At 72.8% G+C, this 22,413-nt stretch carries 21 protein-coding genes and 2 riboswitches; of the genes, 7 read left to right on the top strand and 14 right to left on the bottom strand.

The window, feature by feature from the left end:
- Positions 1–30: 30 nt before the first annotated feature.
- Entirely contained in the window at positions 31–1,485 is a 1,455-nt protein-coding gene (locus AB0A97_RS37755) for an acyl-CoA synthetase (protein ID WP_361159355.1), read from the bottom strand.
- A gap of 179 nt (positions 1,486–1,664) precedes the next feature.
- Positions 1,665–2,138, bottom strand: coding sequence for a pyridoxamine 5'-phosphate oxidase family protein (locus tag AB0A97_RS37750; RefSeq protein WP_361159352.1), 474 nt, complete (start codon positions 2,136–2,138; stop codon positions 1,665–1,667).
- 219 nt (positions 2,139–2,357) lie between these two features.
- Between AB0A97_RS37750 and AB0A97_RS37745 the strand changes: the two genes are divergently transcribed.
- A complete protein-coding gene (locus AB0A97_RS37745) occupies positions 2,358–3,071 on the top strand; it encodes a cysteine hydrolase (protein ID WP_361159349.1) in 714 nt (237 codons plus the stop codon).
- A gap of 123 nt (positions 3,072–3,194) precedes the next feature.
- On the opposite strand, the gene AB0A97_RS37740 is transcribed toward AB0A97_RS37745, so the two are convergent.
- The gene (locus AB0A97_RS37740; RefSeq protein WP_361159346.1) at positions 3,195–3,731 is read right to left on the bottom strand and encodes a Rieske (2Fe-2S) protein; all 537 of its coding nucleotides are present in this window, start codon (positions 3,729–3,731) and stop codon (positions 3,195–3,197) included.
- Positions 3,732–3,852: 121 nt separating this feature from the next.
- Complete coding sequence (locus tag AB0A97_RS37735; protein ID WP_361159344.1) at positions 3,853–6,168, bottom strand: prolyl oligopeptidase family serine peptidase; 2,316 nt, start codon at positions 6,166–6,168, stop codon at positions 3,853–3,855.
- Positions 6,169–6,502: 334 nt separating this feature from the next.
- Between AB0A97_RS37735 and AB0A97_RS37730 the strand changes: the two genes are divergently transcribed.
- The 3 genes from AB0A97_RS37730 (at position 6,503) to AB0A97_RS37720 (ending at position 8,564) form a co-directional block, all read left to right on the top strand.
- Positions 6,503–6,922 (top strand): helix-turn-helix transcriptional regulator, encoded by a 420-nt coding sequence (locus AB0A97_RS37730; RefSeq protein WP_361159342.1) that lies wholly within the window; start codon positions 6,503–6,505, stop codon positions 6,920–6,922.
- 10 nt (positions 6,923–6,932) lie between these two features.
- Positions 6,933–7,349, top strand: a complete 417-nt coding sequence (locus tag AB0A97_RS37725; protein WP_361159339.1) for a VOC family protein — start codon at positions 6,933–6,935, stop codon at positions 7,347–7,349.
- 225 nt (positions 7,350–7,574) lie between these two features.
- The gene (locus AB0A97_RS37720) at positions 7,575–8,564 is read left to right on the top strand and encodes a ferric reductase-like transmembrane domain-containing protein (protein WP_361159337.1); all 990 of its coding nucleotides are present in this window, start codon (positions 7,575–7,577) and stop codon (positions 8,562–8,564) included.
- Between the two features lie 80 nt (positions 8,565–8,644).
- On the opposite strand, the gene AB0A97_RS37715 is transcribed toward AB0A97_RS37720, so the two are convergent.
- The 8 genes from AB0A97_RS37715 to AB0A97_RS37680 all read right to left on the bottom strand — a co-directional run bounded on the left by AB0A97_RS37715 (position 8,645) and on the right by AB0A97_RS37680 (position 17,186).
- On the bottom strand, positions 8,645–9,463 hold the full coding sequence (locus tag AB0A97_RS37715; RefSeq protein ID WP_361159333.1) for an ABC transporter ATP-binding protein: 819 nt from the start codon (positions 9,461–9,463) through the stop codon (positions 8,645–8,647).
- Positions 9,460–10,560 carry an iron ABC transporter permease gene (locus AB0A97_RS37710; protein ID WP_361159330.1) on the bottom strand — a complete coding sequence of 367 codons (1,101 nt, stop codon included), beginning with the start codon at positions 10,558–10,560 and terminating at the stop codon, positions 9,460–9,462. Before AB0A97_RS37710 ends, AB0A97_RS37715 begins: the two co-directional genes overlap by 4 nt.
- Positions 10,557–11,606 carry an ABC transporter substrate-binding protein gene (locus tag AB0A97_RS37705; RefSeq protein ID WP_361159327.1) on the bottom strand — a complete coding sequence of 350 codons (1,050 nt, stop codon included), beginning with the start codon at positions 11,604–11,606 and terminating at the stop codon, positions 10,557–10,559. Before AB0A97_RS37705 ends, AB0A97_RS37710 begins: the two co-directional genes overlap by 4 nt.
- A 29-nt stretch (positions 11,607–11,635) precedes the next feature.
- Positions 11,636–11,826, bottom strand: a riboswitch (cobalamin riboswitch).
- A gap of 89 nt (positions 11,827–11,915) precedes the next feature.
- Complete coding sequence (locus AB0A97_RS37700) at positions 11,916–12,665, bottom strand: class I SAM-dependent methyltransferase (RefSeq protein WP_361159324.1); 750 nt, start codon at positions 12,663–12,665, stop codon at positions 11,916–11,918.
- Positions 12,634–13,935, bottom strand: a complete 1,302-nt coding sequence (locus AB0A97_RS37695; protein WP_361159322.1) for an MFS transporter — start codon at positions 13,933–13,935, stop codon at positions 12,634–12,636. The genes AB0A97_RS37700 and AB0A97_RS37695 overlap by 32 nt, the downstream gene beginning before the upstream one ends.
- The gene (locus AB0A97_RS37690; RefSeq protein WP_361159319.1) at positions 13,928–15,259 is read right to left on the bottom strand and encodes an ATP-grasp domain-containing protein; all 1,332 of its coding nucleotides are present in this window, start codon (positions 15,257–15,259) and stop codon (positions 13,928–13,930) included. The genes AB0A97_RS37695 and AB0A97_RS37690 overlap by 8 nt, the downstream gene beginning before the upstream one ends.
- Positions 15,256–16,281: a cysteine synthase family protein gene (locus AB0A97_RS37685; RefSeq protein WP_361159316.1), complete on the bottom strand. Its 1,026-nt coding sequence runs from the start codon at positions 16,279–16,281 to the stop codon at positions 15,256–15,258. The genes AB0A97_RS37690 and AB0A97_RS37685 overlap by 4 nt, the downstream gene beginning before the upstream one ends.
- Entirely contained in the window at positions 16,278–17,186 is a 909-nt protein-coding gene (locus tag AB0A97_RS37680; RefSeq protein ID WP_361159314.1) for a hypothetical protein, read from the bottom strand. The genes AB0A97_RS37685 and AB0A97_RS37680 overlap by 4 nt, the downstream gene beginning before the upstream one ends.
- 218 nt (positions 17,187–17,404) lie before the next feature.
- A riboswitch (cobalamin riboswitch) is annotated at positions 17,405–17,629 on the bottom strand.
- A 656-nt stretch (positions 17,630–18,285) separates the two neighbouring features.
- Between AB0A97_RS37680 and AB0A97_RS37675 the strand changes: the two genes are divergently transcribed.
- The 3 genes from AB0A97_RS37675 to AB0A97_RS37665 all read left to right on the top strand — a co-directional run bounded on the left by AB0A97_RS37675 (position 18,286) and on the right by AB0A97_RS37665 (position 21,113).
- On the top strand, positions 18,286–19,617 hold the full coding sequence (locus tag AB0A97_RS37675) for a cytochrome P450 (protein WP_361159311.1): 1,332 nt from the start codon (positions 18,286–18,288) through the stop codon (positions 19,615–19,617).
- Positions 19,618–19,740: 123 nt separating this feature from the next.
- Positions 19,741–20,673, top strand: coding sequence for a bacteriocin fulvocin C-related protein (locus AB0A97_RS37670; RefSeq protein WP_361159307.1), 933 nt, complete (start codon positions 19,741–19,743; stop codon positions 20,671–20,673).
- A 314-nt stretch (positions 20,674–20,987) separates the two neighbouring features.
- A complete protein-coding gene (locus tag AB0A97_RS37665) occupies positions 20,988–21,113 on the top strand; it encodes a hypothetical protein (RefSeq protein ID WP_361159305.1) in 126 nt (41 codons plus the stop codon).
- 70 nt (positions 21,114–21,183) lie between these two features.
- On the opposite strand, the gene AB0A97_RS37660 is transcribed toward AB0A97_RS37665, so the two are convergent.
- Positions 21,184–21,630, bottom strand: a complete 447-nt coding sequence (locus AB0A97_RS37660; RefSeq protein WP_361159302.1) for a hypothetical protein — start codon at positions 21,628–21,630, stop codon at positions 21,184–21,186.
- Positions 21,627–22,145 carry a DUF6232 family protein gene (locus tag AB0A97_RS37655; protein WP_361159300.1) on the bottom strand — a complete coding sequence of 173 codons (519 nt, stop codon included), beginning with the start codon at positions 22,143–22,145 and terminating at the stop codon, positions 21,627–21,629. Before AB0A97_RS37655 ends, AB0A97_RS37660 begins: the two co-directional genes overlap by 4 nt.
- Between the last annotated feature and the right edge of the window lie 268 nt (positions 22,146–22,413).

Raw genomic sequence — 22,413 nt, 5'->3', positions numbered from 1 at the left:
GCGTCGCCGGAACCGCTCCCCGGCTCCTCGCTACGCACGGAGGTCCCGTTTCAGTACCTTGCCCATGTCGTTGCGGGGCAGGGCTTCGAGGAAACGGACCACGCGCGGGCGCTTGTGGGGTGCAAGCTGCCGGGCCACGTGGTCGATCAGCTCGGTGTCGGACGGTACGGCGGCGCCCTCGGCCGCCGGCGCCGGCACGATCCAGGCGACGATGCGCTCGCCCAGGTCCTCGTCCGGCTCGCCCGTCACGGCGGCCTCGCCGACGCCCGGGTGCTCCAGCAGGGCGTTCTCGATCTCGCCCGCGCCGATCTTGTAGCCGCCGCTCTTGATGAGGTCGGTGGCCTTGCGGCCCACGATGCGGTAGTTCCCCGCCGCGTCGCGGGTGGCCATGTCGCCGGTACGGAACCAGCCGCCGTCGAAGGCCGCGGCCGTGGCGTCCGGGCGGTTGAGGTACTCGACGAACAGGTTGGGGCCGCGGACCTGGATCTCGCCGACCGTCTCGCCGTCGCTCGCCTCGACGGCCCGGCCGGACTCGTCGACGAGCCGGACGTACACACCGGGCAGCGGTACGCCGACGCTGCCGGGCGCGGGCTCGCCGTCGGCCCGCACGCTCGTGTTCATCAGCGTCTCGGTCATGCCGTACCGCTCGATGACCCGGCACCCGGCGGCCGCGGCGAGCCGCTCGTGGTCGGCGCGCGGCAGTGCCGCCGAGCCGGACACCAGGAGGCGGGCCCGGCCCAGGGCCTTGGCGAGCGCGGGGTTCTCGCCCGCTTCGACGGCCAGGCGGTGGTACATCGTCGGTACGCCGAACAGCATCGTGCCGTCAGCGGTCAGCTCCCGGACGACGCCCTCGGTGCTGAACCGGCCCAGGTGGTGCACGCTGCCGCCGCGCCGCAGCGGCCCGAGGACGCCCAGCACGAGGCCGTGCACGTGGAACAGCGGCAGACCGTGCACGAGGACGTCGTCGGCGGTCCACTGCCACACCTCCGCCAGCGCGTCCAGCGTGTGCGCGAGCGCCCGGCGGGGGAGCACGACGCCCTTGGGCGGGCCCGTCGTGCCGGAGGTGTAGACGACGAGAGCGGCGGACTCGGCGCCCGGCTCGTACGGGAGGGGCGGAACCTCCTCGTCGTCGGTGGTGGGGACGACGTCGAGGCGGGGCAGGGCGGCCAGCGCACCGGGGAGCTCGGCGTCCGGCTCGGCCAGGACGAGCGTCGGCCCGCTGTCCGACACGATGTGCGCCAGTTCGCTCTCCCCGATCTTCGGGTTGACGGGCACCGCGGGCACCCCGGCGAGCAGCGCGGCCACCACCGCGACCGCGGTCTCCAGGGTGGGCGTGGCCCAGACGGCCACCCGGATCTCGCCGTCGAGGCGCTCGGCGAGCCGGCCCGCGACCGCGGCCAACTGGCGGTAACTGAGCGCCCGCTCGCCGAAGCGCAGCGCGGGCTGCGGCGACGCGTCGCTCAACGCCGGAAAGAGCACGTTCACCAGGTCTCCCTCGTTCTGTTCGTCGCACGTCGGTGCCGCCCCGGACCTGCTGGAACGGGCCGACCACACCACTGTGTCAGAGACCACCGACAACGCGATCGGGCGGCGCCGCGTGGGAGTGCGACCGGGCCGCCGTACCAGGGTGCACCGGGGCGCGGCGGGCGTCCGGCGCGGTCCGCTCACCCCGGCATCTTGCGGAAGTCCCAGGACACGACGGCTTCCGGGACCAGCCGCAGCCAGGCGTGCCGGCCGTCGTGCGGCATCCGTTCCAGGCCGAGTCCGCCGAAGTACTTGGCGGAGAACAACCGCTCCGGCACGTCCAGTTCCGCGCAGGCATCACCCGTTCGCGGTACTTCGCCGACGAAAGCCGCGCTACCGGTCAGCTCCACCCCGCGCAGCTCCCCGTAGTCGTGCCCGTCGTCGACGACCACCGCGATCCGCGGGTTCTCGCGCAGCTGGGCCCAGCGCTTGCTGCGGGTGATCGAGTACAGCCAGAGGGCCGTGCCGTCCCAGGCGAACCAGAGGGCACCGACGTGCGGCGTGCCGTCCGCGCCCACGGTGGCCACCCGGCACGTGCGCTGCTCCGTCAGGAAGGTGTCCCGTTCGTGCGGCGTCATCATGATGCGGCGCCCGCGCCGCTGCGTGCCGGTCATCCGTCGTCCACCTCCGCCGTACGGCTGACTGGGTGTCAGAATCAGGTGCCAGGAATCATCCGGCCTCTTCCGTGCCGGCGCAATGGCGGCTACGCTCGCGCGGCTCGGCGAGGCGCCGTGCCGGCCCCGCGCCGCCGCGGTACGACGGCACGGCTTCGGCTTGCGACGACCGCCTTACGACCGCCTTGCGAAGACCGCCCCCCGGGAAGGGACGAGACGATGGCATCGGGTGCCCGCCTCCTGGCAGAGACCGATCCGGCGACGACGGCCCTGCTCACCGTCGAGTGCCAGCGCGGCGTCGTCGGGCCGGACGGCGCGCTGCCGGAACTGGCCGAGGCGGCCCGCGCGTCCGGGGCCCTCGTCCGGGTGGCGCGGCTGGTCGGGGCCGCGCACGACGCCGGCGTACAGGTGCTGCACGCCGTCGCCGAGCGCCGCCCGGACGGCCGGGGCGCAAACCGCAACGCGCGCCTGTTCGCCGCAGCCGAGCGGCTGGCCGTACAGCAGGTCGTCGGGACGACCGCGGTACGGGTCGCCGAGCCGGTGCCCGTCTCCGAGGACGACCTGATCGTCCGCAGGCTGCACGGGCTGTCGCCACTCGCCGGTACGGACGTGGACCCGCTGCTGCGCAATCTCGGGTGCCGCACCCTCGTCATCGTCGGGGTGTCGGCGAACGTGGCGATCCCGAACGCCGTCTTCGACGCGGTCAACCTCGGGTACACGGCGGTGGTGCCCGCCGACGCCATCGCCGGCGTGCCGGCCGACTACACCGCGGCGATGGTCCGGCACACCCTCGCTCTCGTCGCCACCGTCACCACCACCGGTGACCTGCTCGCCTGCTGGAGCGGGACACGGAGCCGGACGCCCGGCCCCCGAACGCCCGGCCCCCGAACCCCCGGCTCTCGGACGCCCGGCCCCCGGACCGTGGCCGAGTGACCGCCTGACGGGCGCGGCCACCGGGCCCGCCACCGAGCCGACCGGCGGACCCACTGCGGACGTACCGCCGGACCCGCCACCGGGCCCGCCGCCAAGCCCGACCACCGCCCCCGGACCACCCGGTCACCCCAGCTTGATCGAGTCGCCTTCCACACTCACCTTCGCCGCGACGAGCCCCTGAGTGGCGGGCCCCTTGCGTACGCTGCCGTCGTCGATGGCGTAGGTGCTGCCGTGGCAGGGACAGTTGATCGTGCCGTCCGCCACCTCGTTCACCAGGCACCCCTGATGCCGGCAGACCGCCGAGAACGCCTTGAACTCGCCCTTGGCGGGCTGGGTCACCACGACCTTGCGGTCCTTGAAGACCTTGCCGCCGCCCTCGGGGATGTCCGCGGTCCTGGCCAGCACGCCCCCGGCGGCGCCGGTGCCCGCGCTCCCCGGATCCTTGCCGCCGGGCTCCGTGTCGCCGTTCTTCGACCCGTCACCCCCGGCGCTCCCCGAGGTGTCGGGCGGTGCGGACGAGGCGCTGTCGCCGTACCCGTCCGAGCCGTTCCCACAGGCCGCGAGCGCGGCGGCCAGTCCTGCCGCGCCGGCCGCCGCGACGACCGTACGGCGTGTCGTCCGCGCGTCCGTGCGCCGCCCTGTCGATGTCTGCCGAGTCATGGGGTGCCTCCAACTGTCGGTGGCCCAGGGGCCGCCGGGTGCCGTGATCGGTGCGTGTCACGTGGCGCGTGCGTCCCCTGGGCGTTGTGGAAGTTCCATACGGGCGGGCGGGCGCGCGCGTTCAGCTTCTGTCGAGTGCCGAGCGGAGGAAATCACGTTCGAAGCGCAGCAGGTTCTCGTTGACCGCCGCGTCGGCGGGCGCGTGTCCCGCTCCGGGCAGCGGCAGCACGCTGTGCTGCCGGCCGGCGGACAGCAGTTCGGCGGAGAAGCGCAAGGTGTGGGCAGGGGCCACGTTGTCGTCCGCCAGCCCTTGGACGAGCAGCAGCGGACGGCGCAGCAGGTGGCCGTGGCCCACCAGGGAGGAACGGGTGTAGTGGTCCGGTGTCTCCTGGGGGTGGCCGAGGTAACGTTCCTTCCAGTGGGTGTCGTACAGCCGCTGGTCCGTGGGCGGGGCACCGGCGACCGCCGCGTGGAACACGTCGGGACGGTGCAGGACGGCAGCGGCGGCCAGGAAGCCGCCGAACGACCAGCCGCGGATCGCCACTCGTGACAGATCCAGGTCCGCGAAGCGCGCGGCGGCAGCGTGCAGCGCGTCGGTCTGGTCCTCCAGGGCGGGGGTGAGCTGATCGCCGTGGACGGCCTTCTCCCAGGCCGGGCCCCGGCCGGGGGTGCCGCGGCCGTCCGCGACCAGTACGGCGAAGCCCTCCTCGGCGAACCACTGCGCCACACAGGCGGACCAGGTGCGGGCCCGTACGGCGAGCTGGATGCCCGGGCCTCCGTACGGGGAGAGGAGCACCGGCAGTGTGCCCGTACCGGGCTCGTGCCAGGAGGGCAGATACAGCGCACCGCGCACCTCCCGCCGCCCCAGGAGGAGGTGCTCCGGGCGCGGGGTGACGACCGGCTCCTCACCGAGCGAGGCGATGGTCCCGACGGCCCCGACGGCCCCGACGGCCCCGACGGCCCCGTTGGTCCTGACGGCCCTGGTGGTTCCGGCGGTCCCGGCAGCCCGGGCGGCCCCGACCGCTGCCTTCGGCCCGGAGCCCCGCACCTCGACGACCGGTCCCTCCGGTGTGAGCCCGCTGAGGACCACCGTGCCGCCCCCGGCGGCGGCCGTGAAGAGCCCAGGCCCATTGCTCAACCGGGTCAGGCCGTCCGCCGGGGCCCACCGCCACACATGCACCTCCGTCGGCTCCTCGTCGGCGGTGAACCACACCTGCTCGCCTTCCACGGCGACGACTTCCCGCACCTGTAGTCCGGGTGGCGTCACGGTGGTGCCGCCGACGTTCAGGTGGCGGGTGCCGGGCGTGTCCTCGGGCAGGACCAGGGCCCCCGATGCCGTACGGGCCGGGGTGCCGGGCACGATCTCGGTCCAGGCGGGGTCGGTGCGTTCGTGCAGCGTCCGGGTCGCGCCGGTGCCGGGGTCGACCGCCAGGGTGCGCAGCGTCCGCTGATCGCGGGTCTGTACGCCGATGAGCGGCCCGTGGCCGTCCCACCGGGCGCTGACGAGGTAGACGTACGCGGCCCGGTCCCACGCCACCTCGACACGCCGTTCCCCGGTGGCGGCCACCGGCACGATGTGGAGCGACACCTCCGCGTTGGCCGTCCCGGCCGAGGGGTAGGCCATCGCGCGCGGCGGCCGTTCGGGGTGCGCCGGATCGCTGATGTAGCGCCGTTCCACGCCGGACGTGTCCACCCTGGCCACCAGGAGGTGACGGCTGTCCGGGGCCCACCAGTAGCCGCGCGAGCGGCCCATCGATTCGGCGGCCACGTACTCGGGCAGGCCGTAGGTGACGTCCGGCCCTTCGGTGGCCGCCAGTTGCCGGTCCTTTCCGTGCTCCAGGGTGACGACGTGCAGCGATCCATCGGTCACGTACGCCACCAGCCGCCCGTCCGGAGAGGGCCGGGGGTCGACGACCGGCCCGGCGGTCCGTACGCGGACGGGGGCGCCTTCGTCCGTACGCACCACCCACAGTGCGCCCGAGAGCGCGCAGGCCACCACGCGCGCCGCCGCGTCGGTCGCATACCCCACGACACCGGTGGAATACTCCCGTGCCCGCTCGCGCCGCGCCCGCTCGGCCTCGGGTAGCTGCGCCTCTGCCGTCTCTGCGGTCTTTTCGGACTCTGTGGCCGGGGCGGCTCCCAGCGCCACCGGATCGATCAGCACCCGCTCCGCACCGCCCTCGTACACCCACAGCCGGCCCACGGAGTCGCTGCCCCCGCCCGTACGGACGAAGAGCACACGGCGGCCGTCGGGGGAGACGCCGAACTGACGCGGCACGCCGAGGGAGAAGCGCCGGGTCCGGGCGAATTGCCCGGGGAAGGCGGCGGCGTCGCGGACGCGTGCGGCGGAATGGCGGTCGCATGCGGGGGAGTTGTGTTCGGCGGATGTCTCGGAAGTGACACCGGGCGAACGGAAGGAGTCATCAGCGGGAGTCATGACGGGACTCTGGCATCACGCCGTCCCGGCTTCCACCGCCTGACGGCACGCGGACATGACGAAGCCCCGCGGACGGGGGAACCGCGGGGCTTCGTTCGACAAGTGTACATGTGTTCAGGTGTTATGTCTCTTCTGTAGGGCTTGTGGACTCCGCGTCACTGTGCCTCTGCGGTCTGTGTCCTTCCGCGCTTCGAGGGCGTGCGCATCACTGCTCCGGGCGGGACCAGGTGCGCCCTCCGGGCTGCTCCCGGAGGCCGCCGCGGAGACCTTTGCGCAAGAGGCACATCCTTCGTCCGGCCGGGCGGGCCCCCTCCCACCGTGAGATGATGGCTCCGTGACCTTGGAGGACCTCGTCCGGCTCCGCCGGGCCCGTGACCTGATGGACCGCGAGTACGCGCAGCCGCTCGACGTCCCGGCACTGGCGCGCACCGCCCTCATGTCGGCGGGCCACTTCTCCCGCAGCTTCCGCGCGGCCTTCGGTGAGACGCCGTACAGCTACCTCATGACCCGCCGCATCGAGCGGGCCAAGGCGCTGCTGCGGCGGGGCGACCTGTCGGTGACGGAGGTCTGCTTCGCGGTCGGCTGTACCTCGCTGGGGTCGTTCAGCTCGCGGTTCACCGAGCTGGTGGGCGAGAGCCCGAGCGCGTACCGGGCCCGCAGCCACGACGACGGCGCCGCCATCCCCGCCTGTTACGCCAAGATCTACACGCGACCGGTCAGGAACGGAGAAGCGCGGCCCGCTCCCCGCCCGTAGCGTTGTCCGTATGGATATCAGCCTTTCGACCTGCTTCATCGCCGTCGACGACCATGACAAGGCGCTCGCCTTCTACCGGGATGTGCTCGGCCTGGAGGTGCGCAACGACGTCAGCTTCGAGGGGATGCGCTGGGTGACCGTCGGCGCACCGTCGCAGCCCGACGTGAACATCGTCCTCGAACCGCCTCTCGCGGACCCGAACGCCTCGCCCGCCGACCGCGAGGCCATGGCGGAACTCCTGGCCAAGGGCCTGCTGCGGGCCGTCATCTTCACGACCGGCGACTGCGACGCCACCTTCGAGCGCATCCGCGCCGCGGGCGGGGAGGTGCTCCAGGAGCCGGTCGACCAGCCGTACGGCGTCCGCGACTGCGCCTTCCGTGACCCGTCCGGCAACATGCTGCGCTTCAACCAGGCCCGCAAGCAGTGAGCGCGGCGCGCGGCGCCTGAGGACGGCCCGGCCGCTTCCCCGTACCTCCACAGGGGGGAGTGGCCCGGCCCGTGGACGGCAGGGACGGCAGCGGCGGCGGCAGGGGTGGCGAGGACGGCGGCGACGCCTGCTCTGGCTGGATAGTTCCTCAACAACGCCCACCTCTCCAGCCACACTTGTACGGCACGTACAACGCGTTGGTGACAGCTGTCCGAAGGGCCCCGCATGCACCCCGAAACAACAGGCCGCGGCAGTACGCCACCGCCGCCGGCGCCGGTGCGGGACAGACGCACCGCCGGCCGCGTCCCGCTGCGTGCCGACCTCAAGGCGGCCCTTCCCGACGCCGGTGCCGCGGTGGTGGTCACCGTCGCCGTGTTCGTCTTCCTGTACCTGCGGATGCGGTCCGGCGCGTCCGCGACGGTCGCGGTCATGCCCTTCATGAACGACCCCGGCACCTACTGGATGTATCTGCTCAGCCAGGCGTTCGGCTGGTCGGGGCTGCTCTGGTCGTGGGGAACGGTCATCCTAGGGTTGCTGCTGTCCGGCCCCCGGCCCGGCAGGCTGCCGGTTTCCCGGGCCGTGCTGGAGCGCTGGCACCGCACCACGAGCCTGACGACGATGGCGCTGATGCTCGCGCACGCCCTGATGTTCGGTGCAGAACTGGTGCGCGACGCGGGCGGGACGGCCTGGGTGGCGCGCCTGTGGTCGGCGTTCGCCGACACGTTCGTGCCGGGCTGGTACGACTCGGGGACCGGCAAGCTGGCCATCCCCATCGGCCAGGGCGCCCTGTATCTCGCCGTCCCGCTGGGGCTGCTCTTCTACGTCCGGCACCGCATCGGCGCGAACGCCTGGCGCCGACTGCACCGCTTCGTGATCGTCGTGTACGTGCTGAGCGTCTGGCACACGCTGCTGTACGGCACCAACGTCTGGTACGACGAGTGGCCGCGTACCGTCCTGTGGCTGCTCCAACTGCCCGTCTCGGTGCTGCTCCTGCTCCGGCTGCTGCGTCCCGCGCGGCGGGCCGAGCGCCTGGGGGCGCCCGGTCGGCAGGCGGAGGCCGCGCCGCTGCGCTGGACGGCCCGGGCCGCGGGCCGGGCCGCTGCCGCCGCCGTGATCGTCGGGCTGCTGGCCGTGGTCCTCTCCGGACACGACGGCGGGCGGCCCCGGCCGGACGAGCCGCCCGCGACCGCCCCGGCCGGCCAGGAACCGGAGTGACCCGCGACCACCCCGGCCGCTCAGGAACCCGAGTGACCCGCGACCGCCCGATCCGACTGCCCCGGCACCGCCCCGGCCACTCAGGAACCGGAGGGCCCCGGCACCGCCACGGCCGGCCGGTCGCGTTCCCCGGGCAGGAACGACACCTGCGGCGCACCCGTACGCGGACTGACGGTGACCTCGGCCGTCACGCCGTAAACCTCGGCCAGCAGCTCCTCGGTCAGCACCTCGGCGGGTGGCCCTGATGCCGTGACCTGCCCCTCGCACAGGACGTACAGGCGATCGCAGTAGTACGCGGCGAGGTTGAGATCGTGCAGTGCCACCAGGGCCGTGGCGGGCAGCCCGCGCAGGATGCCGAGCACCGTCAACTGATGCCGTACGTCCAGGTGGTTGGTCGGCTCGTCGAGGACCAGCAGGGAGGGCCGCTGGGCCAGGGCACGGGCGATGAGCACCCGCTGGCGCTCGCCGCCGGAGAGCCGGTCGAAGGACCGGTCCGTCAGCCCGGCCGCGTCCACCGACTCCAGAGCCCACGCCACCAGTGAGGCGTCCTCGGCGCTGTCTCCGTCCAGCAGCCGCTTGTGCGGTGTGCGGCCCATCGCGACGACCTCGCGCACGGTCAGGTCGAAGTCGGCGGCCGACTCCTGCACCACGGCGGCCACCGTGCGGGCCAGCCGCCGCACCGGCAGCGACCAGGCGTCCGTGCCGTCCACCCGGACCTGCCCCGCGTCGGGCCGCAGCACCCGGTAGACGGCGCGCAGCAGGCTGGACTTGCCGCTGCCGTTGGGCCCGACCAGGCCGACCACCTCGCCGGGCCGGGCGGCCAGGGACACGTCGCGCACCAGACGGTGTGCCCCGGCGGTGAGCGTGAGGCCGTCGACGGTCAGTTCGGTCGCGCTCATGCCACTCCTCGGTGCACGGTACGGCGGGCGTCCCGGCGCATCAGCCACAGGAAGAACGGTCCGCCGCACAGTGCGGTCAGCACACCGACGGGGATCTCCATGGGCGCGGCGACGGTACGCGCCGCGATGTCGGCCCAGATCAGGAACACCGCGCCGGCCAGTGCGGCGGCGGGCAGCACCCGGCGGTGGTCACCGCCCACGAACAGGCGCACCACGTGCGGCAGCATCAGGCCCACGAAGCCGATCGGTCCGGCCGCGGCCACCAGGACGCCGGTGACGAGCGAGAGCAGGACGAACATCCGGGCCCGGAACCGGGCCACGTCCAGCCCCATCGTGGTGGCGGCCTCCTCGCCCGCCAGCAGCAGGTTCAGCGACCGTGCCTGGACGAGCAGGACGGCGATGCCCAGCAGCAGCGCCAGGCCCGGCAGCCACAACGTGCCCCACTGCACCCCGCCGAGGCCCCCGAGGGTCCAGGCGAGGACCGCCCGGGCCTCGTTGCCCCGGTCGGAGGTCAGCAGCAGGATGTCCATCACCGCCGTGAGGACCGCCGCCATCGCCACTCCCGACAGCACCAGCCGTACCGAGGTGATGCGCCCGCCGGTACGCGCCGTCGTGTAGACGAGCAGCAGGGTCAGCAGCGCGCCGGCGAAGGCGGCGGCCGACAGCGACACCGGACCGAACAGGCTCACCCCGAAGACGATCACCATGACGGCGCCCAGGGACGCCCCCGAGGAGACACCCAGCAGATACGGCTCCGCCAGCGGGTTGCGGACCAGTGCCTGCATGGCCGTACCGATCACCGCGAGTCCCGCGCCCGTCACCGCGCCGAGCGCCACCCGCGGAGCCCGTACGTCCAGCACGATGGTCTCGCGCGCCCGGGACCACCCCGGGTCCGGCAGGTCGGCGCCCAGCGCGTGGGTCACGATGCCCCACACCTCGCCGGGCGGCACGTGCACCGACCCGATCGCCATCCCCGCCGTGGCGGAGACCAGCAGCAACACCCCGAGAACGACGAGGGTGACGGCGAAGGACCGGCGGCGCGGCGGCGTCTCGTGCCGGTGCTCGCGGACGACCGCCGTCCCGGCGGCGGCGGTCACCGGAACCGCTCGGGGTGCAGGGCGCGGGCCAGCTCCTCCACCGCGTACGGCGGCCGCACCCCCACCAGGGTCGCGGTCAGCGGCAGGACGACGAACCGCTTGTTCTTGACCGCGGGCACGTCGGCCAGCGCGGGCTGCGACAGCAGGAACTTCTTCTTCTGCTCGACGCTCCCGGCCCCCGCGTAGTCGTAGATCGCGATGACCTCGGGCTTCCGGTCGACTACCTGCTCCCAGGACGCGTCCCCGAAGACCTTGTCCAGGTCCGCGAACACGTTCCGGCCGCCCGCGAGCTGGATGATCTCGGTGCCGAGGCTCTTGCCGCCGGCGGTGAAGGCCGCCTTGTCGCCGCTGTCGTACACGAAGACCGGTACGGCGGGGGCGCCCTTGACCGCCCCGGTGGCCCGGTCCACCCGCGCCTTGAGGTCGGCGGCCAGCTTGTCGGCCCGTTCCCGGATGCCGAAGATGCTGCCGACGGTGCGGACCTCGTCGTACGCGTCCTGCATGGACACCTGCTTCTTCCCGCAGTACTCGCGGTTGAGGTAGGTGTTGATCCCGGCGTCGGCGAACGCCTTGCGCGAGCGGCCCTCGTTCTCGGCGAAGGCGCTGGCGTACCCGCCGTAGACGAGGTCCGGATCGGCTTCCAGAACGGTCTCGAAGGACGGCTCCTTCTTCGCCAGTTTCGGCAGCGCCTCGTAGTCCTTGCGCAGCTCCGGCAGGACGGCCGAGTCGGGGAAGGCGGTGCCGATCATGCGGTCCTCGAGTCCCAGCGCCAGCATCAGTTCGGCGGGGTGCTGGTGGATGGTGAGGACCCGGGAGGGCGGCTTCCGGTAGGTGGTACGGATGCCGCAGTTGTCGATGGTGACCGGGAAACCTTTCGCCGCGGTGGCCGCGGGCTCCGCGTCACCCGCGGTGTCCCGCGCCGTGCCGCAGCCGCCCAGCAGGACGGCGGACAGGGCCAGGGCCACCGCAGGTGCCGCGACGCGCCGGAACCGGCGCCGCCGGGCGGCGGGGGAAGAAAAGGGGGGACGGGTCGTGCCGTCGTACACGTAGAGCCTCCTGCGGAGTCCGCGCTCCTCGGAACGGGCCCGCGACAGGCCAGTGTCCTGACTCCCGGATCGACGCCCCCCCCGGCCTTCCCGCGCCGCGCGCGGTGGCCCGATCTGCCTGATGAAGGGTCACTCCCCGGTCACAGTGGCGGGACCGCGCCGGAATCGCACCGGCTTCCTGTCTCCCGTCGCGGTGATGACCAGGTGATATTACGGTCGGTCGGACCGGGGGCAAAGGGCGCGCGTACGGTTCCGCGCGCCGTCTACGGTGTGCGGGCGCCGGGCCGGCCGTGCGGCCCGGCGCCCCGGTCACGCCGCGCGGACCGCCCGGAGCACCAGCCGTTCGGCGTCCTGGTCGTACGGGCGGCCGTCGAAGCCACCGAAGACCTCGACCTCCTGGAAGCCCGCCTCCCCGGCCATCCGCCGCAACTCCACGGCGCTGTAGACGAACCAGACCAGGCTCGTACGCGTCACCCGGTCGCCCCGCACGAGCACCCAGTCGCTGCGCAACCGTGCCCAGTCGTCCAGCACCGTGTCGGTCTGCACCAGCAGGTCGTCACCGCGCTGCACCACCTTCGGCGGTGTGACCTTTCGGGCCAGCAGTTCCTTTCCGGCCATGTCCAGAAGCAGGGTCCCGCCGGGCGCCAGGCAGTCGTGCATCGTGCGCAGCACACGGGCGTTGTCGGCGGGGTCCTCGAAATAGCCGAAGGACGTGAACATGTTGAGAACCACGTCGAAGGCCCCGGGCTCGGTGAACTCCCGCATGTCGGACTGGACGTACCGGGCGGAGACTCCGGCGTCGGCGGCCCGCTTCCGGGCGCGGTCCAGCATCGCCGGGCTGCGGTCCACACCCGTCACACCGAATCCCCGGCGCGCGAGCGGAACGGTGAACACCCCCGGGCCGCAGCACAGGTCCAGCACCCGGGCCCCGGCCGGGAAGGCCAGCAGGGGAGAGGTGTCGAGCAGCTCCTCGGCCTGGGCGTGGCGCCCGTCGGAGAACAGGAAGTCGTAGAACTCGGTCCAGAAGTCATCGTCCTGGAATCCGCCCGTGTGCGTCATCGGGTACCGGTGTTCCTTCCGTGAGGTCGGTGAGGTCCGTGCGGGGGGTGGTGGGGGTGAGGTCGGCGGGAGCGGTGCCGCGCCCGCGCCGCAGGGCGAGCAGGAGCGGCGGCAGCAGGACGCACTGGGCCGCGGCGAACAGCCAGAACCAGCCCGCGTGCCCGGCGCGTTCGCCGAAGCCGTAGAGCTGCCCGCCCAGCACGCCGCTGGCACAGGCGCCCAGGCCGGCGGCGAGCCGCTGCTGTCCGAAGACCACGGCGTCCGAGCGCGGACTGCGGCGCAGGGCCTCCAGGTCGTTCTTGAGGAAGAGCACGATGTCGCCGAGCGTGATGAGGACACCGCCCGCCAGCAGGGCGGTCCGCGTACCGGCTGCCAGGACCGCCATCCCGGCGGCCAGGCCCGCGAACCCGATCGCCAGCGCGACGGGGTACCTCATCTGCCGGATGGCGCCCGACGCGAGCGGCTGGACGACGATGACCAGGACGAAGCAGGTCAGCAGCACCAGGCTGTAGAACTCGCTGGAGGCCCGCTCGACGGCGTACACGGCGAGGTAGTGCTGGAAGTGGAAGTAGAGGTAGAACGCCAGGCCGTTGGCGACGAAGGGGAGGACGGCGATACCGGTGAGCAGGCCCTGGCCGGACGCCGGTGCGCTGCTGGACCGGTCCTTCTCCGGCCCCACCGCCGGCAGACGCGCATGCCCCACGGCCACCACGGCGAACAGCGCCGTCACGACGAGGAACAGCGGGCCGGGGGACGACAGCACGAACGGCCCCGCGACGAGCGGGCCCACGGCCATCCCCGCGTTGAGCGCCGCGTTGCCCGCGGACAGGAACGCGGGCCGGCGCTCCTCGGCCACACCGTGCACCAGGTACGCCTTGTTGGCGGGCAGGTACAGCGCGGCGCCGCAGCAGGTCAGGATCAGCGCCGCCACCGCCACCGGCGGCCACCGCAGCGCCGCCAGGAACGCCGCGAAGCCCGCCGTACGCACCACCAGCGCCCACAGCATCGTGCGCCGCAGCCCCACCCGGTCGGCGAGCGCCCCGCCGAGAACTCCTCCCGAGAACTGCACGAGGGACGCGGCGGCCAGCACCACACCGACCGCCCCGAGCCCCATCCCCAGCCGCTCGTGCAGGAAGACCGACATGAACGGCAGGACCATGAAACTGCCGAGCGGGATGAGGAAGGAGCTGAGCAGCAGGAAGCGCAGCGGCCCGGTGAGGGTGGACAGCGCGGTGCGGAACCCCGGACCGTCGCCTGTGCGTTCAGTCACTGGAGTCCTGGCCCACCTGGCCGACCTGGCTCGCCTGGTTCGCTGCCATGTCCGCCGTGCCGGTCGCGTCTGCCGCGTTCCCCGGTCCCGTCGCGTCCCCCGCATGGAACGGCTCCGTCCGCACCCGTACGGCGTTGGCCGCCGCGACGGCGCAGTGCGTGGCCAGTTCGGCCGTCTCGCCCTCCGCGTAGACGATGCCCGCGTAACCCCGGCTGTCGCCCAGGTGCTCGACGGGGTCGCCGGTCCGCTTGACCGGGTACCAGGCGGGGGAACCCGGCATGTCCGGCAGCCGGTCGAGTCCGTCGACACCGGTGAACACCCCTGGCTTCTCGGGGTATCCGAGGACGAAGGCCGAGGCGGGGCCGCCGGGCAGCTCCGCGTCCATGAGTCCGGGGCGGCTGCCGAGGGCCGCTTCCACCATCGCCTCGTACACGTTGACGCCGAGGGCCCGGCACAGCCCTTCACCGACGAGCGCGCCGCCGATCCGCGGGTTGATCTCGACCACTTCCGGACCGGCCGTGGTCAGGGCGAACTCCACGTGGGCGAACCGGTCGGTGTAGCCGACGGCGGCCAGCACACCGTCCAGCCACTGCTCCAGAGCGTCCCGGCGCGGTTGCGGGAAGGCCACGGGGAAGGCGGTGATCTCCTCCCGGAAGTGCGGCTCGGGCGACATCAGACGGCTGGAGACGCCCAGCAGCCGGGTCCGTCCCGCCCAGGTGAGGGTCTCCGCGCTGTACACCGGCCCGGAGAAGTACGGTTCGGCGAACAGGCGGCCTTTGAGCTGCCGCCCGGCGGCCTCGGCCAGCGCCGCGTCCAGCTCCCGCTCGTCCCGTACCAGCCAGACGTTCTGGCTTCCGGTGCCCGCGGTGTCCTTGAGGATCGCGGGCAGGCCCACCGCCTTCACCAGCAGCGCGGCCGCTGCCGGGTCGCCGCTGTCCGCCTCCGCCGCGCGGGCGCGGGTCAGCCCGGCCTCGAACAGCCGGTCCCGTACGGCGGCCTTGTCCCGGGTCAGCCGCAGCACCGCCGGGTCGAGGCCGGGCAGCCCGAAGCGGGCGGTGAGTTCGGCGCCGACCGGCATCCAGGTGTCGGTCGAGCTGATCAGCCCCCGCAGGCCCGGAGTACGGGCGAGCTGTTCCGCCACCAGTTCCGTGTCGAAGGTGTCGGTCTCCACCACGTCGAGGGCGCCCGCGGGCAGCCGCTCCAACTCGTACGCGTAGTAAGCGGGGTCGCGGGTCAGCAGCCGCAGCGGCTCGCCCAGCCGGGCGGCGGCGCGCGTCAGGTGGCCCAGCCCGAAGGTGAGCGATTCCAGGCAGACCACGGTCATGCGCGGGTCTCCTCACGGCGGGACGGCCAGGGGGCGCGGTTCCACGCCATCGTCGACCAGGGCATGGACATCTCCTCGGGGCTGCCGACCTCCGTCGGCTTCAGTGCGGCCAGGTCCACGGCCTCCCGGTGGCGGGCGTAGACCCGTTCCACGTAGCGGTGGCCGGTGTCGGCACCGATCACCAGGTGGAGCCGGTCGGGGTGGCGGCGGGACTCGTGGGTGGCGGTCAGGTACGCGGCGCCGGTGGACAGCCCGGCGAAGACGGCGTGCTCGCGCAGCAGCGCGACGGCGCCGGACATGGCGTGGGTGAAGTCCATCCAGTGCACCGCGTCGTACAGGTGGTGGCGGACGTTGTCGAAGGGGATCGAGGAACCGATTCCGGCGATGATGGCTTCCGGGTCGTGGTGGTCCTGGCTCCCGAAGGTGACGCTGCCGAACGGCTGCACCCCGACCAGCCGGACGCCGGGATCCCGGCGGCGCAGATGCTTCACGAGGCCGCCGGTCGAGGCGCCCGACCCGACGCCGCCGACGACCGTCAGGGTGCGGTCCGGCAGGGCCGCGGTCACCAGGTCCGCGACCTCCTGGTAGCCCAGGTAGTGGATGTCGTCGTGGTACTGGCGCATCCAGTGGACGCCGGGCCGTTCGGCGAGGATCTCCCGTACCCGCCGGACCCGCAGTTCCTGATCGAGCTTGAGGTTCTTCGACGGTCTGACCTGCTCGACCGTCGCGCCGAGTATCTCCAACTGGGCGAGGGTGGTGGCGTCCACGGTGGTCGAGGCCACGATGTGGCAGCGCAGGCCGTAGCGGTGGCAGGCCAGCGCGAGGGCGTAGGCGTAGATGCCGCTGGAACTGTCGATCAGGGTCTGTCCGGTACGGACGGTGCCCCGGTCGAGGAGCTGCCGGACGGCCGCCAGCGCGGAGTAGATCTTCATCGACTCGAACCGCAGCAGCACCATGCCGTCCGTCAGCCGGACGAGGTCGGGGATCTTGAGGGCGTCGGCTATGTGGGGATGTGTCGTCACGCGTAGCCTCCTTGGGCGAAAGAGCACTGGTGACCGAGCGAACGGAAGAAGGCGGACAGCTCGCCCTTCAGGGACGGCGCCGGCCGGGAGCTGAAGAGGTAACCGACGAGCGATCCGGTGTGGGCGACGAAGACGCCGTCCGCCCCGAACTCCTCGCGGTGGGCCAGCACGGTTTCGAAGGTGTGCTTGGGCAGTACCTCCTGGGACAGCACGCTGCTGAAGGTCGCGGCCCGGGCCACGGCTGCCGGGTCGCCGGAGGCGAAGCCCTTCAGGAGGTCGGTCAGGCACCTCTCGTACTCCCTGGCGCAGCGCCGGTAGTGCCGCCGCAGCACCGGCGTGACCGCGGCGGTGTCCACCGTGCCCGGCTCCATGACGAAAGCGGTGTGGAAACCGATGCCGGTGCCCAGCCGCCGTACGACCCGGTGCCGTCCGCTCAGGTAGAGCGCGAACTCGTCGAGGAACACGCTGTCGGCCCGCTCTATCGCCGACAGGACGCGGCGGACGGCCCCGGTGTCGTACGGCAGTGAGAAGACCCGGAACAGGCAGCGCAGGGTCGCCACGATGTCCGCCGTCGAACTGGCCATGCCCACTCCGACGTGCAGGTCCGAGTGGGTGCTCCAGCGTCCCGGCGGCAGCGTCAGGCCGAAGTGCTCCAGGAAGAGCCGCGCGGCCGTCGCCGCCTTCGCGCCGAGAAGCGGTCGGTCGGGCGATGCGTCGGACGGTTCGTCGTCGGGCCCGGCGCCCGGCGAGAAGTACACCCAGGAGTGACGGTCCACGGGGAACGAGACGATCGCGATGTCCGCCTCGCCGCCGGGGCGCAGCGGGCCCTGGAACAGCTCGCCCAGCGTCCCCTGGCAGACGCCGGAGACCCACCGTGCCGGGCCGCCGTCGGGTGTGGTCAGCATCGGGCACCGTACAACGGCCGTGCCGGACCCGGCCGTCGGCCGCCCCGGAGACATCGCCTGCGGTATTCCTCGGTCACGAACACGCCCTCTCCCGCCGCACCCGGTCCGAGGATTTCGACCGGTGAGTGAGAGGGCGGCCGCGCCGGGACGCGCGTGGCTCCGCCTGTACCACCGACCCAGCCCTCGCGGTCACTGTGGACAGCGCGTGCGTCCGTTCTCGCTCGCACGCGCGCAGTGGCAGGTATCCGGACTCATGGGCATGTCGGCCGGGCCTTCCGGCAACAACTACCGGCCACCGCTTCCCGCACCCTTCGACCGGGTGCGGTGCTGTATCGGCGGCTTTCGCTCCCACTCACCGCTGCGGGACAGTCCCGGATTCCCACCGGGTTCCCTCTTACGACGCCCCACGGAGAGTGGCGCGAACCGACTGCGCACATCAGCGTAGAGGTGTTCCCGCCACCGCAACAGAGAGGTCTGTGGGGTTGTCTCGATTGGTGCCGCTGACAGGGCGCGGGATGTGTGCAGTACGGGCCCACGGCCCGCGGGAGCCTGTCACCAGCGATCCTGCCGTGCAGCACACCGGCACTGCCCCGGCTCAAACATGTCATGTCGGTACGACTCGTCACGGTCCTGCGACAGATCCACTCGCCGGGCCCGGTGGCCGGTTCGAGCCCCTGGGCCCTCGGCTGGAGAGCCGCACGGGAGACCTGGGGCGGCCCGGTACGGAACGGGGCGCCTCACCGCGGCCCGGGAAGGCCGCGGGGGCCCTGAAGGGGATGAGCCTGAACACCTGGCACGGTGGCGCGAAAGTGCCGGACGGCGTCGACAAGATCGTGCGGCAGGTCCAAGGACTCGGGCGCCGACGTCGTGGCCTTGCGGGTCTCGTCGAGCCCTGTCGCCAAGGAGATGGCGGGGGCCGACTCGGGTGGAGGCATTACACGGTCAGCGGAACGGACGTCCACCTGATCGGCCGCCACCACCGCCTCCGATCGGCCACCGCCTCCTTCCCACCGCCGATACGGACGATGATGGAGGTTCACTCCCGCCGCGCGGGCCACTCCGCACGGCGGGGCCGGGCTGTCAGTCAGGAGGCGTTGGCATGCGGATCCCTGGACCCGAGCCCCGGCCGGACGGCGGGGTGGGGGCGGTCGCCGCGGCGGGCGGACTGCACATCTACCAACTGCGGCTGCACGCCGAGTACGGGCCCGTCGTGCGGTTCCAACTGCCGGGCGCGGAGACGGCCGTGTCGGTCGCCGACCCCGTACTGCTGGAAGCCACGGCCCACCTCGACAAACGGCCGGAACGGCTGTTCGAGTTCCTGGCCCCGCTGTGCGAGGCGGGCAACTTGCAGGTGCTGCCGGCCGAGGAACACACTCCCTGGCGGCGCGTCCTGCTGTCGGTGTTGGCCGGCCGCCCGTCCCACGAGCGGCACTTCGCACGGTTCGCCGCGCTCGCGGCCGGACTCGCGGACCACTGGGCCGAGCGGGCAGGCCACGGGCCCGTGGCCCTGCAGAAGGACCTCACCGCGCTGTCGCTGCGGATGATCTGCGCGTACGCGCTGGAAGGCGAGGCCGCGGACCCGGACGGCGTCGTCGCGGCCTTCGAGGAGGTGCTCACCGAGTACCTGGGACGGCTCTACCAGGTACCGGTGCCGGGCACACGGGAGGAACGCGCCGAGCGGGCGGACCGGGCCCTCGCCTACCTGCGCGCGACGGTCGACCGGGTGGTCGCGGCGCACCACTCCGGGGGCCGCGCGGACCGCAGCGACCTCATCGGGGCGCTCGTCGAGGCCGGCGAGCGGCCCGCGCGCATCCGCGACACCGTCATGGTGACGCTGCTCGCCGCCCACCACACCACCGGAGTCGCCGTCTCCTGGACCCTGCACCTCCTGGGGAGCCACCCCGAGGCGGCCGAGCGGGTCGCCGCCGAACTGGACCGCGTACTCGGTGACCGCGCCGTGCCCGAGTACGCCGACCTGCGGCGCCTCACCTACCTGGACATGGTCCTGAAGGAAGCGATGCGGCTGTACCCTCCCGGCCCGTACGGCGCGCGGGAGACGACCGGACCGCTCGTCCTGGGCGACCACGAACTCCCGGCCGGTACGACGGTCTTCTACCCGTTCTGGGCCGTGCACATGAACCCCGACCACTGGCCCGAGCCCGAGAAGTTCGTCCCCGAGCGGTTCACCCCGCAGGAGGTGGCCGGGCGGTCGCGGCTGGCCTACATCCCGTTCGGCATCGGGCCGCGCAGTTGCGAAGGCGCCGGTCTCGCCGTGGTCGAGGCCGAACTGGTGCTGGCCGTGCTGCTCAAACGCTTCCGCTTCCGGCCCGTGCCGGGGCACCGGGTGACACCGGTCGAACGCTTCGTGCTCTGGGCGCGCGACGACATCCGGATGCTCCTGACGCCCCGTGACACCGCACCGCGTGCCTGAACCCGGTACGTGAGCCCGGGGCGTGAACTCCGTGCCTGAACCCCGTGCGTGCCGGCGGGGCTGGTGCGCGGGGAAGCCGGGTATGCATGGGGCGGCGGTGCCGGTGCGAGCAGGGGAGTGGCCATGACGGAGTGGTTATTGGCGTTCGACGCGGGCTGTGGCGCGTGCAGCGAGGTGGCCGGGGAGATCGGCGGCCTGATGGACGACCGGCTGACGATGGCGGGGCTCGGGGACGCACCCGTACGCGCCCTGCGGCGGCAGGCGCTGGGAGACGACCCGCCGTTCGTCCCCACGCTGCTGGCCGTGCAGGGGGACCGGGTACGGGCGTGGACGGGCCCGGCGCTGTCGGTACGGCTGTGCCGTCTGCTCGGGCCGGCCGGGTCCCTGCGGGTGGTGCGGGCCCTGAACCGGACCGACGTGCTCGTACACGGTGACCGGCGCAGACTGCTCAAGGCCGTGCCGGGCCTGGCGCTGGGCGCGTTCCTCGTCTCCGGCGGCCTGGCCGCTCCGGCCATGGCCTCGCCCGGACGCCGGATGACGGCTGCCGCCGCCGAGGAGTGGGCCGCCGGGCTCGAACGGCTCCCCACCGGCTACCGAGAAGTGACCGCGCTGCCGATGCCGCAGCGCAGGGCCGTGTACGCCCGTGTCCCGGACCGTGCGAAGGCCGGCCTGTGGCTGGAGCACGTACAGCGCTACCGGGCGGCGCACCCCGAGCTGTCGGGGCCGCGGACGGCGATGCTGGAGAAGGTCGCAGCGGCGGTGCCGGCCCTCTTCGCCGGGACCGGCGCCTGGCCGGCGGCGGAGGCCGACCGGCTGCGGGAAGAGTCGGTGGCGGTCCTGGGCCCCGACGTGTCGTTCGCCGCGCTCGGGGTGCTCGGCCCGGCCGATTCGCCCGCCCCGGCCGCCCCCGGCACCTCCCGCCTGCTGATGAACTGCGACTGCCACAAGGGTGCCAGCGGTTGCAGTTCATGCGGCAACTCCGTGCCCTGCACCCCGCAGGCTTCGGGCTGCGGGTGGCTGTGGCAGCAGAACTGCGACGGGGTGTGCGGGGGCTGAGGAAGCGGCGTACGGGCAGCCGGTCCGCGCCCGCGAGGTGGCCTCCGGAAGCGGGCGCGGGCGCGCGAACGTAGGGTGGGCGCGGCAGGCCGGCCCCGGGCCGGCCTGCCCCGCGCGTGTCGGCATCCCGCGTACAGGGAAATCCGCCGTGCCACAGCCCCACGATGCCGGTTCACCCGCGTTCTTCCTGGTCCACGGCGGCTACGGCTCGTCCGCCGACTGGGCGGGAGCCGTACGCGAGCCGGCCTCGCGCGGCCACCGGGCCCTCGCCGTGGACCTCCCCGGACACGGTCCGGCTGTCGGGGATGCCGGCCGTGAAGACGCCGGAGGAGCTGTTTGTCATACGGGTCAACCGGCGCTCCGGCGACCGGCGGGCCCAGGCGGCGGTGCGCGCGGCGTACACCGCGCGCTACCCGGGGGCCGCGTTCCTCGCCTGCTGAACTCCTACGCGCCGGATGTGACACACATCGACGCACCTGTGCGCCCCGTCGCGGCACGTCCGCAACGTCCTCAGAACGCACCAGTGAGGCGCTCGATCAGCGCCCGCGCCGTCTCGTCACCGCCCGCGGCGGCACCGGCCGCGACCGCGCCGACGGCGATCGGGGCCAGATACCCCTTGAGCGCCGCCACCGCGCGCCGTACCGCGCCGCGGTCCGGCTGGTCCCGGCCGGCCTCGTCGAGGATGGCCGCCTCGATGGCCGCGGCGTCTTCCAGAACCTCTTCCGCGACGGCCAGGGAGGGCAACTGGCGCAGGGTGTCGGCGACGGCTTCGACCAGGGTCTCGAATTCCGGAGCGATCTTCCGTCCGGCTTTCCGGGCGGTGTTCTCCGCGCCGTCGCCCCAGGCCAGTTGCGATTTCACGACATTGCCGTACGTCACCGGCCCCTGCACTTTGCCCGCATTACCGTCGCCGATCTGAAATATCTTGTCGCCGAAGTGCGACGGGATTTCGTTCATCGGGTCACCTTGCCCGTGTTCTGATTGCCGAACTGCTTGATGCTGTCGCCGATGTGGAAGTTCTCCACCTGGAATTGGAACTCAGCCTGCGGATTGTCGATCGCAGCCATGATGGAGTGCGATATCTGCGCCACCAGGTTCTTGTCGGGGCTCGTCAGTACGGCGTAGGGCGCGCCCGCCGTCTCGATGTTGAGCCGGTGCAGCGTACTCCGCGTCGCCGCCATGATCAGCCGGACGAGGACCGAGACGACCAGCACGGCCGCGCCGGCGAGCACGGGCGGGCCGACGAGCATCGCGAGTGCTACGCGCCCGCCGGTGCTGTACAGCAGCATTCCCATGAACACGGCGCACACCGCGAAGCCCCAGGGGCCGACGCGCTTCAGGATCAGCCAGAGTCCGGGCTTCAGCTTGACCGTCGTCACGCAGGCGATGTTGTGCAACGGGTACGCCGCGGTACCGACCCAGAGGACCCGTCGGCTGACCTGGACATTGACCACTTCGCGTTTGTAGAACACGCTTCCCCCGAGGTGGTTCGCTGCCCGAAAAGTCACGGCCGGACCAGCATTGCCGAAAGGCCGCCGGGTGAACAGTGGTTACGCGAAAACCGGAAGGCGGGTGCGGTGCGTGAACGTTTCCGCAAAGATTCGGCCCCCAAGCACCCAAGCTTCGACGCAACCGACTCCGCGCGCCGGAAAGCCCGCACGGCGAACACCGCCTACGGCATACCGGCCGCCGACGGCACCCCGGCCGCCGCGTCGCTCCCCGTCGCACCGCGCGCCCACC

The organism is Streptomyces sp. NPDC045470, assembly GCF_040646595.1.
Lineage (GTDB): Bacteria > Actinomycetota > Actinomycetes > Streptomycetales > Streptomycetaceae > Streptomyces.
The sequence above is the reverse complement of the archived record's forward strand: the minus strand, read 5'-3'. Positions and strand labels throughout refer to the sequence as shown.

Coding starts and splice junctions, on each gene's coding strand:
- AB0A97_RS37735 (WP_361159344.1), bottom strand. CDS start 6,168: ATGACTCCCGCTGATGACTCCTTCCGTTCGCCCGGTGTCACTTCCGAG.
- AB0A97_RS37660 (WP_361159302.1), bottom strand. CDS start 21,630: ATGAACGAAATCCCGTCGCACTTCGGCGACAAGATATTTCAGATCGGC.
- AB0A97_RS37745 (WP_361159349.1), top strand. CDS start 2,358: ATGGCATCGGGTGCCCGCCTCCTGGCAGAGACCGATCCGGCGACGACG.
- AB0A97_RS37720 (WP_361159337.1), top strand. CDS start 7,575: ATGCACCCCGAAACAACAGGCCGCGGCAGTACGCCACCGCCGCCGGCG.
- AB0A97_RS37680 (WP_361159314.1), bottom strand. CDS start 17,186: ATGCTGACCACACCCGACGGCGGCCCGGCACGGTGGGTCTCCGGCGTC.
- AB0A97_RS37675 (WP_361159311.1), top strand. CDS start 18,286: ATGCGGATCCCTGGACCCGAGCCCCGGCCGGACGGCGGGGTGGGGGCG.
- AB0A97_RS37690 (WP_361159319.1), bottom strand. CDS start 15,259: ATGACCGTGGTCTGCCTGGAATCGCTCACCTTCGGGCTGGGCCACCTG.
- AB0A97_RS37700 (WP_361159324.1), bottom strand. CDS start 12,665: ATGACGCACACGGGCGGATTCCAGGACGATGACTTCTGGACCGAGTTC.
- AB0A97_RS37740 (WP_361159346.1), bottom strand. CDS start 3,731: ATGACTCGGCAGACATCGACAGGGCGGCGCACGGACGCGCGGACGACA.
- AB0A97_RS37670 (WP_361159307.1), top strand. CDS start 19,741: ATGACGGAGTGGTTATTGGCGTTCGACGCGGGCTGTGGCGCGTGCAGC.
- AB0A97_RS37715 (WP_361159333.1), bottom strand. CDS start 9,463: ATGAGCGCGACCGAACTGACCGTCGACGGCCTCACGCTCACCGCCGGG.
- AB0A97_RS37750 (WP_361159352.1), bottom strand. CDS start 2,138: ATGACCGGCACGCAGCGGCGCGGGCGCCGCATCATGATGACGCCGCAC.
- AB0A97_RS37725 (WP_361159339.1), top strand. CDS start 6,933: ATGGATATCAGCCTTTCGACCTGCTTCATCGCCGTCGACGACCATGAC.